At 59.6% G+C, this 17,951-nt stretch carries 12 protein-coding genes and 2 tRNA genes; 1 reads left to right on the top strand and 13 read right to left on the bottom strand.

Going from position 1 to position 17,951, the window contains the following annotated elements; translation table 11 throughout:
- Positions 1–152 precede the first annotated feature (152 nt).
- Positions 153–237: transfer RNA gene (locus tag U8U01_RS07010), tRNA-Tyr, on the bottom strand.
- 62 nt (positions 238–299) lie between these two features.
- Positions 300–375 (bottom strand) — tRNA-Thr (locus U8U01_RS07005).
- Between the two features lie 356 nt (positions 376–731).
- Here U8U01_RS07005 and U8U01_RS07000 point away from each other — a divergent pair.
- Positions 732–2,423 carry a M3 family oligoendopeptidase gene (locus U8U01_RS07000; protein WP_322172863.1) on the top strand — a complete coding sequence of 564 codons (1,692 nt, stop codon included), beginning with the start codon at positions 732–734 and terminating at the stop codon, positions 2,421–2,423.
- Positions 2,424–2,500: 77 nt separating this feature from the next.
- Here U8U01_RS07000 and bamE read toward each other — a convergent pair whose 3' ends face one another.
- The 11 genes from bamE to U8U01_RS06945 all read right to left on the bottom strand — a co-directional run bounded on the left by bamE (position 2,501) and on the right by U8U01_RS06945 (position 17,951).
- Positions 2,501–3,154, bottom strand: coding sequence for an outer membrane protein assembly factor BamE domain-containing protein (bamE, locus tag U8U01_RS06995; protein ID WP_322172861.1), 654 nt, complete (start codon positions 3,152–3,154; stop codon positions 2,501–2,503).
- Positions 3,155–3,178: 24 nt separating this feature from the next.
- The gene (gene glpK, locus U8U01_RS06990; protein WP_322172859.1) at positions 3,179–4,672 is read right to left on the bottom strand and encodes a glycerol kinase GlpK; all 1,494 of its coding nucleotides are present in this window, start codon (positions 4,670–4,672) and stop codon (positions 3,179–3,181) included.
- A gap of 159 nt (positions 4,673–4,831) precedes the next feature.
- Positions 4,832–6,007 carry an LL-diaminopimelate aminotransferase gene (locus U8U01_RS06985; RefSeq protein ID WP_322172858.1) on the bottom strand — a complete coding sequence of 392 codons (1,176 nt, stop codon included), beginning with the start codon at positions 6,005–6,007 and terminating at the stop codon, positions 4,832–4,834.
- A complete protein-coding gene (locus U8U01_RS06980) occupies positions 6,004–6,570 on the bottom strand; it encodes a GrpB family protein (RefSeq protein WP_322172857.1) in 567 nt (188 codons plus the stop codon). The genes U8U01_RS06985 and U8U01_RS06980 overlap by 4 nt, the downstream gene beginning before the upstream one ends.
- A gap of 153 nt (positions 6,571–6,723) precedes the next feature.
- Positions 6,724–8,349 carry a CTP synthase gene (pyrG, locus tag U8U01_RS06975; protein WP_322172856.1) on the bottom strand — a complete coding sequence of 542 codons (1,626 nt, stop codon included), beginning with the start codon at positions 8,347–8,349 and terminating at the stop codon, positions 6,724–6,726.
- Positions 8,350–9,567: 1,218 nt separating this feature from the next.
- The gene (locus U8U01_RS06970) at positions 9,568–10,527 is read right to left on the bottom strand and encodes a prohibitin family protein (protein WP_322172854.1); all 960 of its coding nucleotides are present in this window, start codon (positions 10,525–10,527) and stop codon (positions 9,568–9,570) included.
- Between the two features lie 79 nt (positions 10,528–10,606).
- Positions 10,607–11,464: a diaminopimelate epimerase gene (gene dapF, locus U8U01_RS06965; protein ID WP_322172852.1), complete on the bottom strand. Its 858-nt coding sequence runs from the start codon at positions 11,462–11,464 to the stop codon at positions 10,607–10,609.
- 275 nt (positions 11,465–11,739) lie between these two features.
- The gene (locus U8U01_RS06960; RefSeq protein ID WP_322172851.1) at positions 11,740–12,210 is read right to left on the bottom strand and encodes an LURP-one-related/scramblase family protein; all 471 of its coding nucleotides are present in this window, start codon (positions 12,208–12,210) and stop codon (positions 11,740–11,742) included.
- Entirely contained in the window at positions 12,207–13,277 is a 1,071-nt protein-coding gene (locus U8U01_RS06955; RefSeq protein ID WP_322172850.1) for a hypothetical protein, read from the bottom strand. Before U8U01_RS06955 ends, U8U01_RS06960 begins: the two co-directional genes overlap by 4 nt.
- Before the next feature lie 80 nt (positions 13,278–13,357).
- A complete protein-coding gene (gene carB, locus U8U01_RS06950; RefSeq protein ID WP_322172848.1) occupies positions 13,358–17,455 on the bottom strand; it encodes a carbamoyl-phosphate synthase large subunit in 4,098 nt (1,365 codons plus the stop codon).
- Positions 17,442–17,951: an NUDIX domain-containing protein gene (locus tag U8U01_RS06945; RefSeq protein WP_322172847.1), complete on the bottom strand. Its 510-nt coding sequence runs from the start codon at positions 17,949–17,951 to the stop codon at positions 17,442–17,444. The genes carB and U8U01_RS06945 overlap by 14 nt, the downstream gene beginning before the upstream one ends.

The raw sequence follows: 17,951 nt of genomic DNA, 5'->3' as shown, positions 1-17,951 counted from the left end.
ACAAAAAGCCGACGGAGCCACGCCTAACTCACGAAAAAAGCAAGTTGAAACTTTATCCGCAATATCCACTTTGTTATGCAAGTCATTCGCGGGCAAAAAAGTTCGCGCACCCACAAATGTAGGTGCGCGAATTGGGTGCAGCGTCACGCTGCTGGTGGGGGAGAGTGGATTCGAACCACTGAAGTCGTCGACAACAGATTTACAGTCTGCCCCCTTTGGCCACTCGGGAACTCCCCCATAAATTATGAAGTTTTATACAAGGCTTGTCCGGCCTTCCCATCGGGCCGGACCGCCCAGTTTGGAGCTGGTGAACGGACTCGAACCCCTGACCTGCTGATTACAAATCAGCTGCTCTACCAACTGAGCTACACCAGCAGATTTCCTTAACGCTTGCTTATTATAGCGCCTTTTAAGGCTGTTGTCAAGAGGTTTTTCGGCTTTTTTATGTTTTTTTGCAAAAAGGATGAAGGCCGCCCAAAGGACGGCCTCCAAAAGAGGAAGTAAGGAGTTAAAATGAGGATATGATGAAAAAGAGTCGTACTGTGGCTCTGCTGGCCACGATGTTATAATACCCCATAAATATGAAAAATTTCTGAACTCGGCGTGAATTTTAATAGTTTTTTTCTTCCTCTTTTTCCCTTGACGCAGCGCCCCTTTCGCGGTATCATGAAGGTATGCCCTACCATGGCCCCAAAACCCATACTATCGCCCTTTATGAAAGGAGCAATCCCATGAAATTTCCCGAAATACCCTACACCCGCCCCGATGCCCCCGCCCTCCTCTCCCAACTGGACGCCCTGACCGCCCGGCTGAAGGAGGCCCCTTCCGCTGCCGGGCAGCTTGCCGTTTATAAGGAGAAAGAGGCCCTCCTGTCCCATTTCCGCACCCTGGCCTCTCTCTGTTCCATCCGCAACACGGTGGATACCCGCGACCCCTTCTACGAGGCCGAGCAGGCCTGGCTGGACGAGCAGTACCCTCTGGTTTCCGAAAAAAGCCAGGACTTCAGCCGCGCCCTGTATGAATCCCCCTTCCGCCCCGCCTTGGAAGAAGAACTGGGTTCCCTCTTGTTCCTCAATATCGAGCTGGAGCTCAAATCCTTCTCCCCGGAGATCATCCCCCTGATGCAGGAGGAAAACCGCCTGTGTACCGAGTACGAGAAACTCTACGCCAGCGCCCGGGTGGCGTTCATGGGTAAAACCCTCACCATTGCCCAACTGGGCCCCTATAAGCAGGATCCCGACCGGGCCGTGCGCAAAGCCGCGGTGGAGGCCGAGGGCGGTTTCTTTGACGCCCACCAGGCCCAGTTTGACGAGCTGTACGATAAGCTGGTCAAAAACCGTACCCAGCAGGCCCAAAAGCTGGGCTTTGAGAACTACGTGCCCCTGGGTTTCCTGCGCATGGGCCGCAACTGCTACACCCCCGCCGGCCTGGACAGTTTCCGCCGGCAGGTGGTACGGGACCTGGTGCCCCTCACGGTGCAGGTAAAGGCCCGCCAGGCCAAGCGCCTGGGTGTGGATACCCTTAAGTTCTACGACGACCCCCTCAAGTTTAAAGACGGCTCCGCCAAACCCCAGGGCACCCCGGAGGAGATCATGGCCGCGGGCAAAACCATGTACCACGAGCTCTCCCCGGAAACCGGTGCCTTTATCGACCTGATGCTGGACAACGAACTCTTTGACGTGCTGGCCAAAGAGGGCAAGGCCCCCGGCGGCTACTGTACCAGCCTGCCGGACTACCAGTACCCCTTCATCTTCTCCAACTTCAACGGTACCTCCGGCGACGTGGACGTGCTCACCCACGAGGCCGGCCATGCCTTTGCCAATTATATCGCCGACCGCACCATCCCCGTGGCCGATAACCGCTGGCCCACTATGGAGGGCTGCGAAACCCACTCCATGAGCATGGAGTTCCTCACCGCCCCCTGGCACCACCTGTTCTTTGGGCCCATGACGGATAAGTACGAGCTCTCCCACGCAGAGGATGCCCTTACCTTCATCCCCTACGGCTGCCTGGTGGACCACTTCCAGCACGAGATGTATAGCCACCCCGAATTGACCCCCGCCCAGCGCAACGAAACCTGGGCCCGGCTAGAAAAGCTTTACCGCCCCTATCTGGACTTTGACAACCTGCCCTTCTACGGCCGGGGCGCGGGCTGGCAGCGGCAGATGCACATCTACCAAAGCCCCTTCTACTATATCGACTACTGCCTGGCCCAGGTGATGAGCCTGCAATTCTTCGCCCTCTCCCTAAAGGACCGGGCCGAGGCCTGGGACAAGTACATGGCCTTTGTCCGCCTGGGTGGCACCAAAACCTTTATCGACCTGGCCCATGCGGTGGATATGCGCTCCCCCCTGGACGAGGGCTGCGTCAAAGACGTATGCGCCGCTACCTTCGCCTGGACGGAACAGCATCTGGTCGAGTAAGCCTCCCACCACGCAAAAAAGGACAGCAAAGAGCGGCCCCTTCCCGGAGCCGCTCTTTTTTATCCCTATGGGGCATTTCAGCAGTAGCCGCTGTAAGATTTCACCGTGCCGTCCGGCCGGAAGGACACATTCAGGTAGCCGTCGCTGCTGTCCACCCACAGATAGCGCTGCTCGCCGCTCTCGTCCAGGCCAATCAGGTAGCCCGGGGTTTTAAAGGCTGCGGCACAGGCCTCATAGGTGTCCAGTTCGCCGCTGTCCAGGCCGTCCACGGCAGAAAAATCCGTAGCGCTGTCCGCAAAGGCGTCCCGGTACCCCCCTTTGTAAAAGTCGCCGCTCTTGTACGTTACCAGCCCGCTGGTCAGGTTGATCCAAACCGTGACCTCCAGTTCCTGCCCGTTCACCATGATGTTATAGTAATAATAGGCTTTGTCAATCCGGGTGGGCTCGCCCAGTATCTCCTGCACCTGGCTCTCCGTCATGCCCATTTCCACCTGGCTGAACTTCTCATAGCCATCGTTTTGGGCCTGCCCGCTTTCTGCCGGCTCTTCCTCTGCCGGCCCGCTCTCCTCCGGCCCCGCGGCGTCACTGCTTTCCCCGCTTTCCACCGCGCCGGGCGCCTCCATGCTGGCCTGGGAACTGCTTTCCCCGCCGCTTTCCTTCTGGCCGCACGCCCCTAGGCACAGCGCCAGCAGCGCCGCCAGCAGCAAGCCTTTCCATCCCTTTTGTTTCATATGTCAACCTCCTGATCCTTTCCTTTATTGGGCCCAGCCCCGGCTGCACGCCACCGCCTTATGCCACCGGGCAATGTCCCTCTCCCGGCGCTCCTCCGGGTAGCCGGGGGTAAATACCTGCTCCTCCCGCCACAGGGCAGAGAGCTTTTCCGGGCTGTCCCACAGCCCCACCGTCAACCCCGCCATCATGGCAGAGCCCAAAGCCGTCGTTTCCAGGCATTGGGGGCGGCAGACCCGCGCGCCCAGCACATCGGCCTGGTACTGCATCAAAAACCTGCTTCGGGAGGCGCCCCCGTCCACCCGCAGTTCGGTCATGCACACGCCGGACTCCGCCTCCATAGCCTTCACCAGGTCATAGCTTTCCAGGGCAATGCTCTCCAGCACCGCCCGGCACAGATGGGCCCGTTTGGTGCCCCTGGTCACGCCCAGCAGGGCCCCCCTGGCGTACATATCCCAGTAGGGCGCGCCCAGCCCGGTAAAGGCCGGCACAAAGCTAACGTCCCCGGTGTCCTCCACGGTTTCCGCCAGCCGGTCAGCCTCCTGGGGCGTGCGGATGATCTCCAGCTCGTCCCGCAGCCACTGGATGGCCGAGCCCGCGTTAAAAGCGCTGCCCTCCAGGGCATAGGTGGTCCTGCCCCCCAGTTTCCAGGCCACGGTGGTCAGCAGGCCCTGGGCGGGCACAGGGGCATCGCCGGTGTTCATCAGCACAAAGCAGCCGGTGCCGTAGGTGTTCTTGGCCATGCCCTTTTCAAAGCAACATTGGCCGAACAGCGCCGCGTGCTGGTCCCCGGCCATACCCGCAATGGGTATCTCCCTGCCCAGCACATCGGCCCCGCAATAGCCCACCACCTGCCCGCACGCCACAATCTCCGGCAAAGCGCCCAGGGGTATGCCCAACTCCTTCAGCAGGGTTTCGTCCCAGCACTGCCGGCGCAAATCCATCAGCATCGTCCGGGAGGCATTGGAAACATCCGTCACAAAGGCCCGCCCCTCGGTCAGGGAGTAAGCCAGCCAGCAGTCAATGGTGCCAAACCGCAGCCGCCCTTTGGCCGCCAGCGCCTTTGCCGCGGGCACATGGTCCATCACCCACTTCATCTTGGTGCCCGCAAAGTAGGGGTCGATGAGCAGCCCGGTGGTGTCCTTTATGTACCCGGCCATACCCGCTGCCCGCAGGCGCTCGCATTCCGGGGCCGTGCGGCGGCACTGCCACACAATGGCATGGCAAATGGGCACCCCGGTATCCGCATCCCAGGCCACGGTGGTTTCCCGCTGGTTGGTAATGCTAATGGCCGCAATGTCCGCCGCCGTCGCCCCTGCCGCGGCCACGGCCTGCCGCATGGCGTACAGGGTAGTCTGCAATATCTGCACCGCGTCGTGCTCCACATAGCCCGGCTGGGGGTATATCTGCCGGAACTCCTTCTGCCCCATACCGGCAATGCCCCCCAAAGCGTCAAACAAAATGGCCCTGGAGCTGGTCGTCCCCTGGTCAATGGCCAGGATGTACTTCCCCACTGTCATAATCTTCACCGCCTTATTTTTTCTAATGCCGCCCCTTTCCCATAGGCCGCCTGCAAAAACCCTTCCAGCCCCTCGTAGCCACAGTTCATGGGCTCCAAAGAGGCCGGCCCCGCACAATCTCCGCCATCACCGCCGGCCAACGGAAAGCATATGCCCCCATTAGCCCTTCTTCAGCCGCTCCATGGCCTCCTTGGTCTTTTCCGCGTCCCCAAAGGCGGAAAGGCGCATACAGCCCTCCCCGTTTTTGCCAAAGCCGGCCCCCGGCGTGCCTACAATCTCTTTCTCGTTGAGCAGGTAGTCAAAATACTCCCAACTCCCCCTGCCCTCCGGGCACTGGAACCACACATAGGGAGAGTTTTTGCCCCCTGTATACCACAGGCCCATTTCCTCCATGGCCTCCATCATCACCTGCGCGTTGCGCTTGTAGTAGGCGATGTTCTCCGCCACCTGCCGCTGGCCCTCCGGGGTAAACGCCGCCTCGGCGGCCCGCTGGGTCACGTAGCTGACGCCGTTGAACTTGCACCCCTGCCTGCGCTCCCAAAGCTTGGCCACCTGCACCCCGTCAAAGGCCAACTGGGGCTTGATCACCGTATACCCGCAGCGCATCCCGGTAAAGCCCGCGGTCTTGGAAAGGGAGCAGAACTCAATGGCGCATTTCTCCGCGCCGGGTATCTCAAAGATGCTCCTGGGCAGGCCGGGGCCCACAAAGCACTCATAGGCCGCGTCAAACAAGATGACCGCCCCCTGCTCCAGCGCATAGTCCACCCAGGCCTTCAGTTGTTCCCTGTTGTACACCGCGCCGGTGGGGTTGTTGGGGGAGCACAGGTAGATGATATCCGCCTGGTGCCCCTCTTTGGGCATGGGCAAGAACCCGTTGTCCACATTGGCGTCCGCGTACACAATCTTCCGCCCGGCCATCACATTGGTATCCACATAAACCGGGTACACCGGGTCCGGCACCAGCACCGTGTTGGCGTTGTCAAACAGGTCCACCACGTTGCCCACGTCGCTTTTGGCCCCGTCCCCTACAAAGACCTCCTCCGGCTTTACGTCCACCCCAAAGCCGTGGTAGTACCCGGCAATGGCCTCCCGCAAAAAGGGGTAGCCGCTGCTGTCCGGGGAATACCCCCGGAAACTCTCCTTCTTGGCCATCTCGTCGGTGGCCCTGTGCATGGCCTCTATCACCGCCGGGGCCAAAGGCAGGGTCACGTCGCCAATGCCCATGCGGATCAGCCGGTTTTCCGGGTGGGCCGCGGTGTATGCGTTCACCTTTTTGGCGATGGTCACAAACAGGTAGCTCTGCTCCAGATTTTGAAAATTGCCGTTCAGTTTCATTTACTATCATCCTTCCCGTTTTGGTTGGTCCGGTTGCCGCCGTTTCGGGCATATGCCCTGGCCTCAGCCAGCACCTCTTCCATATAGTCCCGTTTCCCGTCCGTGTATACGGTCTGTACATCCCTGCAGGTGGCCGCCAGCCCCTGCTTAAGGGCCTCGTACGCCGCGGCCTTCTCTGGGAACGCGTTCATGTAGTCCCGAAAGTCCACATAATTGTGCCATTGCAGGCTGTCGTACAGCAATATATGCACCTGATGGGTCCGCACCCGCTCCTCTGTCTCCAGCACATACAGCAGGTTGCTGCTAAAGCGGTTATGCCTTTTTTGAAAGCCCGCTGCCTCCAGCCCTTCCAAAGGCAGGCCCCCAAAGCCGTGCACCCCCACCGCAATGTCTATAATGGGTTTCGCCTGTATGCCGTCTATGGCCGTGCTGCCGATATGCTGGATATCCACCGCCGCCGGGCCGAACACCTCCCGCAGCACCTCTATGGCCTTCCCGGCCTCCCGGGCCCAGCCGGGGTCGTGGGGGCAAAGGCGCACCGTGCCCCGTTTTAAACCTGTCATGCTAAGTGCCTCCTTTTTTGATTGGGTTATGCTTTCTGCGGGAAATAACAGGAAACATTTGCCGTCTATGCCCCGCCCTACAGGCGGGCGGATAGGCCCTGTTTCCTACATTTGCGCGCAGAAGGGTTAAATCAAAAAATTATAGCAGAAAGGTTATGGCTTGTCAACCTTTTTCTCCTCGCTATAGGCCACCGCCGCGCCCACAAAGCCTTTAAACAGCGGGTGGGCCCGGTTAGGCCGGCTCTTAAACTCCGGGTGGAACTGCCCTGCCACAAAGAACCTGTGCGCCGGCAGTTCCACGGCCTCCACCAAACGCCCGTCCGGGGAAGTGCCGCTGATCTGCATCCCCTTCTGCTCCACCGCCTCCCGGTACTCATTATTGAACTCATACCGGTGCCGGTGCCGCTCGTCGATCTGTTCCTGCCCGTAGCACCCGGCCATTTTGGTGCCCGGCACAATCTGGCAGGGGTAGCTGCCCAGCCGCAGGGTGCCCCCTTTGTTGATGTCCGCGTTTTGGTCGGGCATAAAGTCAATCACCTTGTTCAGCCCATACTCGTCGAACTCCCCGGAGTTGGCGTCCGCAATGCCGCACACGTGCCGGCAGAACTCGATCACCGCCACCTGCATCCCCAGGCAGATGCCCAGGTAGGGCACGCCCTTCTCCCTGGCAAACTGGGCCGCCAGCACCATGCCCTCAATGCCCCGGCTGCCAAAGCCGCCGGGTATAATCACGCCGTGGCAGTCCCCCAGCCGGGTGGCAATGTTCTCCTCGTTCAGCATCTCCGAGTCCACCCAGTCAATGTCCACCTTGGCGCTGTGGTCATAGCCCGCGTGGGCCAGCGCCTCCATCACGGAGAGGTACGCGTCGTGCAGTTTCACGTACTTGCCCACCAGGGCAATGCGCACGCTGCGTTTGCGCCCCCGTATCTTGTCCACCATATGCAGCCACTCGCTCATATCCGGTTCCGGGGTGCTCAGGGCCAGTTCCCGGCACACAATGTCCGAGAACTTGGACTTCTCCAGCATAATAGGCGCCTCGTACAGCACCGGGATGGTCAAATTCTCGATGACGCAGTCCGGCCGCACATTGCAAAACAGCGCGATCTTTTGGAAGATGCTGGGGTCGTCAATGGCCACGTCTGTGCGCAGCACAATAATGTTGGGGTTGATGCCCATCCCCTGCAACTCCTTCACCGAGTGCTGGGTGGGCTTGGACTTGTGCTCGCCGGAGCCCTTCAGGTACGGCACCAAGGTTACATGGATGAACAGGGAGTTCTGCGGCCCCACCTCCTGGCTCACCTGCCGGATAGCCTCCAAAAAAGGCTGGCTCTCAATGTCCCCCGCCGTGCCTCCAATCTCCGTAATGACAATGTCCGCGTTGTTCTTGCTGCCCACACTGTAAATAAAGCTTTTGATCTCGCTGGTAATGTGGGGGATCACCTGGATCGTTTCCCCCAGGTACTCCCCCCGGCGCTCCTTGTTCAACACGTTCCAGTATACCTTGCCGGTAGTCAGGTTGGAGAACTTGTTCAAATCCTCGTCAATAAACCGCTCATAATGGCCCAGGTCCAAATCCGTTTCCAACCCGTCCTCCGTTACGTAAACCTCCCCGTGCTGATAAGGGCTCATGGTGCCCGGGTCTACGTTGATGTAGGGGTCCAGCTTTTGGGCGGCCACCTTCAGCCCCCGCGACTTCAGCAGCCGCCCCAAAGACGCCGCCGTGATCCCCTTCCCTAAACCGGATACCACGCCGCCTGTCACAAAAATATACTTTGCCATGCTCTTGCCCTCTCCTTTGTTTTGTGGTTTTTGCCCGCCTGATAGCCGGCCCGCCCGGTGGCTTAAGGGGCTCCGCCCCTTAAGGATCCCCGCCAAACCTGCCGCTGCCCGCCGTTGCCCAACTTAAGGGGCTCCGCCCCTTAAGAATCCCCGCCAAAGGGCCACAGGCCCTTTGGAAACCCAAGCGGGCCTTTGCAACGTTTACAATTCATTTGGGTAACGCATCCCTATTGCGCCTAAGCGGGACCGACTTTTTCATTATTTTTGAAAACCTAAAGGCCGGGCCGCCTTAGGTGTCCAGAGTGCCCACGGTCCCGCCAAACCTGCCGCTGCCTGCCGTTGCCCAGCTTAAGGGGCTCCGCCCCTTAAGAATCCCCGCCAAAGGGCCACAGGCCCTTTGGAAACCCATTACCGCGTACTGGTGCCGCTATTCTCCCCAGCCCCCGCACGCGAATCGGGTCTTTCTTTTTTACTTTTCCTTTTTTCGTTCCACCCTCGGTTTTTTCCCGAAAAGCCCACGGCCCCGCCAAATGGGCCATTAAAATGTTTACAATCAAATTGGGTAACGCGTCCCTATCGCGCCTAGGGCTTGTTTGAAAATAGAGGAAATGACGAATTTTTGGCCAGAAGGGGGCAATTTCAAGGAGAAAACCGCAAGGCAATCTCGCGATTGACGAGGATTTTCGACGTAGAAAGTGGCCTCTTATGGCAAAAAAGACGACGTTTTCGATTTTTCAAACAAGCCCTAAGTGGGACTGCCTTTTTGATTCTTTCTAAAAACCAAAAGGCCGGGCCATATGGGGAGTCCAGAGGGCCCACGGCCCCGCCAAACGGGCCATTAAAATGTTTACAATCAAATTGGGTAACGCGTCCCTATCGCGCCTAAGTGGGACTGCCTTTTTGATTCTTTCTAAAAACCAAAAGGCCGGGCCATATGGGGAGTCCAGAGGGCCCACGGCCCTCTGGCGAGGATTCTTAAGGGGCAGCGCCCCTTAAGCCGCCGGAGGCGGGTAGCCGCCCACCCCGTGAGCCGGGCTGGCCGTAGGCCAGCAAAGCGCTCACGGCACGAGCAGAGCCGCCAGCCCACCTCCAGCCATCCCCCCGTGTCCCACCAGCGTTCCCTGTGCGCGCGGGCCGGCCGTACGCGTTCATCGCCGTAGCGCGTAGCTTTGCGCGGCTACGCGGCTTGGGCAGCCGGCCCACCGGCCGCGGCTGGCCTTACTCTACCGGCTGGGAACTGCTGCCTTGGGTGCTACCTGCCGGGGTGCTGGCGGTACCCTGGGTATCGCCCATGCTGATGATGGTATCCGCCCCGGTAATGGTGGGCAGCTTGCCGTCCCACTGCTGCACCTTATAGTATTCAATCAGCGGCGCGGTCAGGGAGGCCGCGATCTTCTCGTTGGCCGTGGCCTCTTTCTCACCGGCATAGGCCGCGGCCTCTGCCTCTATTTTGGCCACCTCGGCTGCCGCCTGTGCCTCTATCACTTTGCGGTTGGCCTCTTCCTCTTTCTCCATAGTCAACTGTTCCTGCTGTATCTTCGCCCGCAGCTTTTCCTGTTCCGCCACCTGTTTCGACTCAATAGCCGCCACATACACGTCGCTGAAGTCAAAGTCAATAATGTTGATGTCCGAAACGAAGATCCCGCTCTCCCCCACCTTGGAGTTCAGTTCATTCAACAACTCCGCAGAGATCACATTGCGGTTGGTGATGCTCTGCTCCGCGGTATACCGGGCCATAATGGACTTCATCACCTCGTTCACTGCCGGGGTGATGAGCACGTCCTCATACTGGGTGCCCACGTTTTTCACAATGGAGTAAGACTTGCTGGTATCCACCCGGTAGTTCACCGCCAGGTTCACGTTCACCGTCTGCAAATCCGAGCTGAACGCCTCGGTAGACACCTCCAGCTTGACGATACGGTTGTCCATCTTCGTCACCCGCTGCCAGGGCGCCTTAAAGTGGAACCCCTCCTGCAACACGTCCTCGCTCACCTGCCCAAAGGTAGAAACCACCCCGGTATGCCCCGCGTTCACAATCGTAAAGCTGGATGACCCCAGGAATACCACCGCAAGAACCGCCCCACAACCCATAACTATATGCCTGTAATGTGCCTGTTTTCCATGCCTAACCGGCGCAAAATCGTCGCTATTTTCGGGTTTTCTGGTAAAAAATGCCATAACAGCCTCCCTCTGCTTTCTGTGTTTCCGTCCTACCGGCCGTCCTTTCTTCCGCTACCTCCCCCTTATCCCCAGCCTTTCAAACCGCCACCGTGCCCTCAAATACCCGCACAGCCTCCCCGGTCATCAGCACCCGTTCCGGCGTGTAGTTGATCATCAGGTCGCCCCCCCGCAGGCGCACGGTCACGTCCTCGCCCACCGGGCAAAAGCCGTTCAGGCAGGCAGCCACCACCGTGGCGCAGGCCCCGGTACCGCAGGCCATTGTTTCGCCGCTGCCCCGCTCCCACACCCGCATATGCAGGGTATGGGGGTCGATAATCTGGGCAAATTCCGTGTTTACCCGGTCAGGGAAGAGGGGGTCCTTTTCAAACATCGGCCCCAGCTTTTCCAGTTCCAGTTCCATCGGGTCGCCGCCGAACACTACACAATGGGGGTTCCCCATTGACACACACGTGATCTTGTATTCTCCCCCGGCCACCGCCGTTTTCCGGCCTACTACCCGGCTGCCGTCCAGCTTAACGGGGATCTCCTCCGGGGCCAGCCCGGCCCGGCCCATATCCACAGCCACCGCCAAGGCCTTGCCGCCCTCCCGGTCCACCTGGGTGATGCGGCAGGCCTTTACGCCGCTTTTTGTTTCGATACGCATCTCCCTCTTGCCGCAAAGGCCCTCATCATACAGATACTTTGCAACACAGCGGATGGCGTTACCGCACATAGCCCCCTCGCTGCCGTCGGCGTTGAACATCCGCATCCGGCCATCCGCCACCTCAGAGGGGCAGATCAGTACCACACCGTCGCCCCCCACGCCCTTATGCCGGTCAGAGAGTACCTCCGCCAGCCGCTCCGGGCTGCTGACCGCCTGCTTAAAGCAGTCAAAATAGATATAATCATTGCCGCAGCCGTGCATTTTTACAAAATGCAGCACCTGTCCGCTCATAGCAAAACCTCCCGCTTTGATTTCTGCCCTTTCCCTCACCATCATGTGCCGGCCACCCATTCATAACCCATCCACTTGTGTCCACAGCAGCAGGGCCAAAACGATAATCGCCACGCCCTCCATTCAAACCAGCACCAGCCCGGCCCCGGAAACTCACGCTCTTCCTTATAGCGCATACGCTGGCCCAGCCGCCAAATGGGGGCGGGCGCAAACACGGAAACCAGCCCTAGATAATGCAGAGGATGGAAATGAACCCACGCATAGGGGGACTCCTCTCAATCCCGCGAGCACTTCTCCGCGTCAATAGCCAGCACAAACATCAGTGCGCACAAGGCGTCGTCCGGGAAAGCCACGTCGATGATATAGGTATCTGTCCAGTTCCACAGTTCCTTGCTCACCGCCGCTATCAGGTCGCCCTGTGGCCCCAGGATCGTGTAGTTCCACTCCCACATATCCCCCTGTACCTGCCAGCCGTTACACTCTATATTGTATTTCGGCTTAAAAAAGGTAAATTCTTTGCTGATACAGCCCATATACTGCTGGCCCATGTACAACTCAAACTTTGGCAGCCAGGTCAACACCCGTTCCTGTACGGTGCCCAGTTCATAGCCCTGGGGGTCAAAAATCTTCAGGCAATGCCCCCAGGCCAGTTGCCCCTTTACCGTATAGGCAACACTGCCGTCCTCATAGTAGATGTCGTAGCTGTCCAGCCATGAGAACATCCTCTGCTTAAAAAGTAGTTTCATAGGCTTTCTCCCGGTCTGCTGCACGCTACCTCGCTGGGTCCAACCTCATGGGGATAATCCTCCTCCATTTTGGGCGCAATGGTCCACTCGTCATCGGCGGGCATTTCGCCGGGCAGTTCCCGTTTTTCCCACAGGCTGTCCCCGGCCTCCCAAAAGCTTTCCAGGCTGTGGCCGGGTATCTGGCACAAGAACCAATGCCCGTCCTCTTGCCAGCGCAGGCGCACGGCTAGGGGCGCGCCCCCGGCGGTTTCTTCCACCACGGCCTGCTCATAGCCCTCGTGGCCCTCCACAGCCTCCCATACCGGGGGCTGGTAATCCTCCACAGGCTGCCGGTCCCCGGAAACGGACTTAGGGGTCGGGGTCCCCGCCCCGTTATTGGGGCCTGCCATCAGCCTTTCAGCGCTCCTCTCGTCCTCTACGGGCCGGTAGCTCGCCACGTCCCAGGCGTCGGGCTGAGGCGGCTGGGTAGCCGTGCGCAGCGTCACATAAAAGTCAAAAGAGTCCGCCAGCCGCGCCCAGGAGGCGTAGGGCCAGCTTTTCATCTCCGTTTCTCTCATCTGGGCAGCGGTCAGCCCATACAGCTTGGCGGTATCTTCCCGCCCCTTGCTCTGCTGGCAGGAAAAATGCGCCACCCCTTCACTGCTCTGGCCGTCCAGGTAACCGTCTATCCCAAACGCCTCCCGCAGTACCTGCTCGTTGACCCACCACACATAAGCCGGCAAATCCTTGCCGTTACGCTGGATGTCCGCAAACAGCGCTCCGTGATCCGAATACGCCCCGGCGGCCACCATCGGGTCATATACCACCGCCAAGTCCCCCGGCGAGGCCGGGGGCGGGTCCTCCTCCGGCACCAGGTCGCTGTCCGACACCGGCGGCGGGGCCGCGCCCTCCGGTACCAGGTCGCTGTCCGTAGCCTTAGACTCGCCGGCCCCGCTTTGGGCCTGGCTGCTGCTCCCTGTAGACGAGGACGGCTCCTCCCCTTGCCCGCAGGCCGCCAGGGATGCCGCCAGCAGCACCGCCAGTATAGCGCAAGCCGCCCGTTTCCAATAACTCCGCCTGTCTATCATAACTGTTTCTCCTTTCTTTCGTTAGGCTCTTGTGGTCCTCCTGCCTTCCAGTGCGTAGGGCGTCCAAAACCGCAAGGCCGTTAAACCTCTACTTCGCCATCGTAAATCTTCAGCGCCTCGCCGGTCATCAGCACCCGGTCGTCTGTATAGTTGATTTTCAACTCGCCGCCCTTCAAAATCACCCGGATATCCTGGCCCTTCTGGCAGTAGCCGTTCAGCGTAGCCGCCACTACCGCCGCGCAAGTGCCGGTGCCGCAGGCCATCGTTTCGCCGCTGCCCCGCTCCCAGATGCGCGCCTTCAGGGTGCGGCTGTCAATCACCTCCACAAACCCTACGTTCACCTTTTCCGGGAACAACGGGTCGTGCTCGAACTTCGGGCCCAGCAGTTCCACATCGGCTTTGTCTGCCGAAGGTACAAACACGGTTACATGGGGGTTGCCCATAGAACAGCAGGTGATCTCCCAATTATCTCCGGCAATCTCCGTACGGCGGCCCACTACCGGCCCGCCGCCCAGGTTGACAGGCACCTTCTCCGGCGCCAGTTGGGCCTGGCCCATGTTGACGGCCACCTGGCTTACCAGCCCGCTTTTGGTGATAACCGTGCACTCCTTCACACCGCTTTTTGTTTCAATGCGCAGTACGGCCCGGCCTACGCCGGCAGGCTCCCCTTTGGCAATACCGTTATCATACAAATACTTGGCCACACAGCGGATGCCGTTGCCGCACATCCAGCCCTCGCTGCCGTCCCGGTTAAACATGACCATCCGGGCGTCGGCCACCTGGCTGGGTTCGATCAAAATCACCCCGTCGCTGCCCACGCCATTGTGCCGGTCGGAAAGGCTCACCGCCAGGGATTCCGGCGAAGGCACCCGGTTCTTCTGGTCGAAACAGTTTACATAGATATAGTCATTGGAGCAGGCAGACATCTTGGTAAAGCGGATGCGCTGCTTGGCCGGTTTTAGGTCGTTGATATCCACCAGTTCGACATTTTCCGGGGTATAGCGGCTCATCAGCGAGTCCGCCAGGGCGTTGGCCGTATCGATGGCCGTCAGGCAGGGGATGCCCAAAAGGCTGGCCTTGCGGCGGATCTTCACGCTGTCCCGGGCCGGGTTGCGGCCCTTGGCCGAGGTGGAGATCACGTAGTTTACCTCCCCGCTTTCCAGTAGGGAGATGGTATTGCGGGCAGGGTTCTCGTGGATCTTATCCACCACCTGCACAGGCAGCCCGGCCTTAAACAACAGCAGCGCCGTACCCCCTGTGGCAAACAGCTTAAAGCCCAGCCGGTCAAATTTCTTGGCGATCTCCGCAATCTCCGGCTTATCCTGGTCCCGCACGGTAATGAACACCCCACCGCCCTTCTTCATCTGGTGGCCTGAGGCGATCAGCCCCTTATAAAGGGCCTCCTCCACACAGTTGCCAATGCCCAGCACCTCGCCGGTGGACTTCATCTCCGGCCCCAGGTGGGTGTCCACATCGGCCAGCTTTTCAAAGGAGAACACCGGCACCTTTACCGCCACATAGGGCGAGGGCTTATACAACCCCGTGCCAAAGCCCAGATCCCGCAGCTTATAGCCCAGGCTCACTTTCGTGGCCAGGTCGCACATGGGCACCCCTGTCACCTTGCTGATATAGGGCACGGTACGGCTGGCCCGGGGGTTCACCTCGATTACGTAAATCTCCCCGTCCATAATAATATATTGCAGGTTGATAAGCCCGATGCCATGCAGCTCCCGGCAGAGGGTTTCTGTGGTGGAAACGATCTTCTGGCTCATGCCGTCGTCGATGTCCGACGCCGGGTACACGGCAATACTGTCCCCGGAGTGGATGCCTGTACGCTCTACGTGTTCCATAATACCGGGGATTAAAATCTCCTCCCCGTCGCAAATGGCGTCCACCTCAATCTCCATGCCGGAAAGATACTTGTCAATGAGCACCGTGTTATCCTGCTTGTTGCCCAAAATGATCTCCATGTACTCTTCAATGTCCTCCGGGCAGGTGGCAATGATCATATTCTGCCCGCCCAACACGTAGGAGGGGCGCATCAGCACCGGATACCCCAGCCGCTCCGCCGTTTCCAGGGCCTCTTTGGCTGTGGTAACGGTGGAGCCTTTCGGCCGCTTGATGCCCGCCCGCTCCAGCAGTTCGTCAAAGCGCTCCCGGTCCTCGGCCATGTCAATGGTGTCAGCGGAGGAGCCCAAAATGGGGATGTTATTCTGGGCCAGGGTCTTGGTGAGCTTAATGGCGGTCTGCCCGCCAAAGGCCACTACCACACCGATGGGCTTTTCTATTTTAATAATATCCATTACGTCCTCCGGCGAAAGGGGCTCAAAGTACAGCCGGTCGCCGGTGTCAAAGTCCGTGGAAACCGTTTCGGGGTTATTATTGATGATGACCACCTGATACCCCAGCTTTTGCAGGGACATCACGCAGTGCACGCTGGCGTAGTCGAACTCTATGCCCTGGCCTATGCGGATGGGCCCGGAGCCCAGCACCACCACCGTGGGCTTGCCCCCCTTGTCCCGGATAAACTCCAGGGCCTCGTCCTCCCCGCCGCTTTCCGGGGTGTCGTAAGAGGCGTAGAAATAGGGGGTGTGGGCCGCGAACTCCCCGGCGCAGGTATCCACCATGCGGAAGGTGGTCTGCCGGGGCCAAGTTACTTCACAGCCGGAAAGCCGGGCAATGGTGCTGTCCGGGTACCCCAGCCGCTTGCCCCTGGTATACAGTTCCTCCGTCAGCCGGCCTCCGGCCAGTTCCCGTTCATAGTCCAGCAGGTTCAAGAGTTTTGCAAGGAACCACTCGTCGATCATGGTCAACTGATGGATCTCATCCACGGAGCGGCCCCGTTTCAGCAGTTCGTACACCGCAAATATCCGCTCGTCCGTGGCGTGCTCTGCTATGCGCAGCAAGGTTTCATCCGTTTCGTTGGCAAACTTGGGCAAATTCAGGGTGTCCAACCCTTTGCCGTCTGAAGAGAGCTCCGCCCCCCGCACGGCTTTCATCAAGGCCATTTCAAAGCTGTCGGCAATGCTCATCACCTCGCCGGTAGCCTTCATCTGGGTGCCCAGGTCCCGCTTGGCGTACACAAACTTATCAAAGGGCCACTTGGGGAACTTCACCGCCACATAGTCGATGGAGGGTTCAAAGGCCGCGTAGGTCTTGCCGGTTACGGCGTTTTTGATCTCGTCCAGCCGGTAGCCAATGGCAATTTTGGTGGCCACCTTGGCGATGGGATATCCTGTAGCCTTAGAGGCCAGGGCCGAGGAGCGGCTCACCCGTGGGTTTACCTCGATGACAGCGTATTCAAAGCTTTCCGGGTGCAGGGCAAACTGGCAGTTGCAGCCCCCCTCTACCCCCAGTTCGTTGACAATATCCAGGGCGGCGGTGCGCAACATCTGGTATTCCTTGTCGGAGAGGGTGACGGCCGGGGCGATGACGATGGAATCGCCCGTATGCACACCCACAGGGTCCAGGTTCTCCATAGAGCAAATGGTGATGGCATTGCCCATACCGTCCCGCATCACCTCGAACTCGATCTCCTTCCACCCGGCGATGCTCTTTTCCACCAGCACCTGGGTAATGGGGGATAGGGCCAGACCGTTGGCCGTCACCTCCCGCAACTCCTGGGGACCATTGACGATGCCGCCGCCGGTGCCCCCCAAAGTAAAGGCCGGGCGGATGATCACCGGGTAACCGATCTCCCCGGCGAAGGCCTCGGCGCCCTCTACGGTGGTGACTACTTTGCTGGGCACACAGGGCTGGCCAATACGCTCCATGGCATCCTTAAACAACTGCCGGTCCTCCGCCTTGTCGATGGTTTCCGGCCCGGCTCCCAGCAGGCGTACGTTATGCCTGGCCAAAAAGCCCTCTTTGGCCAACTGCATGGAGAGGGTCAGCCCTGTCTGGCCCCCGAAACCGGAGAGGATGCTATCGGGCTTTTCCTTCTCAATAATGCGTTTAACAGTCGTCAGGGTAAGGGGCTCAATATAGATGCGGTCCGCCATGGCCCGGTCGGTCATAATGGTGGCCGGGTTGGAGTTGACCAACACGATCTCAATGCCGTCCTCCCGAAGGGCCCGGCAGGCCTGGGTGCCCGCGTAGTCAAACTCCGCCGCCTGCCCGATGACAATGGGGCCGGAGCCGATTACCAATACTTTTTTGATTTCCTTATTCAGTGGCATATTTATCCTCCCTTTTTTCATCCATAGCCGGCAATGGGCGGGCATAAAGGTTTCCCTCCACCGGGCCGGCGGGGGTATCGTAGGGCAGGGGCCCAAGCCCACCACCCGCCAACGCCCGGCAGATCAGCGTTTTTGTCAGCCCGGGCACATCCTCCCGGCATAGGGCCTCCTCCACGTCCATCCAGACCACCAGGTCGTTTTCATCCCCGTCGGACACAGCCTGGCCGGACACATACGCCGCTGCAAAAACTGCGTACCAGTCCTTCTCGCTAAAGCGCCCCCCCAGCAGCCGTTCGGGCTCCACGGTCAATCCGGTTTCTTCCAGCAGTTCCCTGCGCACCGCGTCCTGGGGCTGTTCCCCCCGTTCGATATAGCCGCCCGGTATGATCAACAGGCCCCGGCCCTTGCCGTAAGTATGCCGGCAGAGCAGCACCTTGCCTTCCCGCAGCACCACCCCGGCTACCGAGCGCCCCCAGTCTGTATTGCCCCGCTCCAC

The sequence above is a fragment of the Acutalibacter caecimuris genome (assembly GCF_034335085.1).
GTDB classification, from domain to species: domain Bacteria; phylum Bacillota; class Clostridia; order Oscillospirales; family Acutalibacteraceae; genus Acutalibacter; species Acutalibacter caecimuris.
This window is presented reverse-complemented; position numbering and strand designations above follow the sequence as displayed.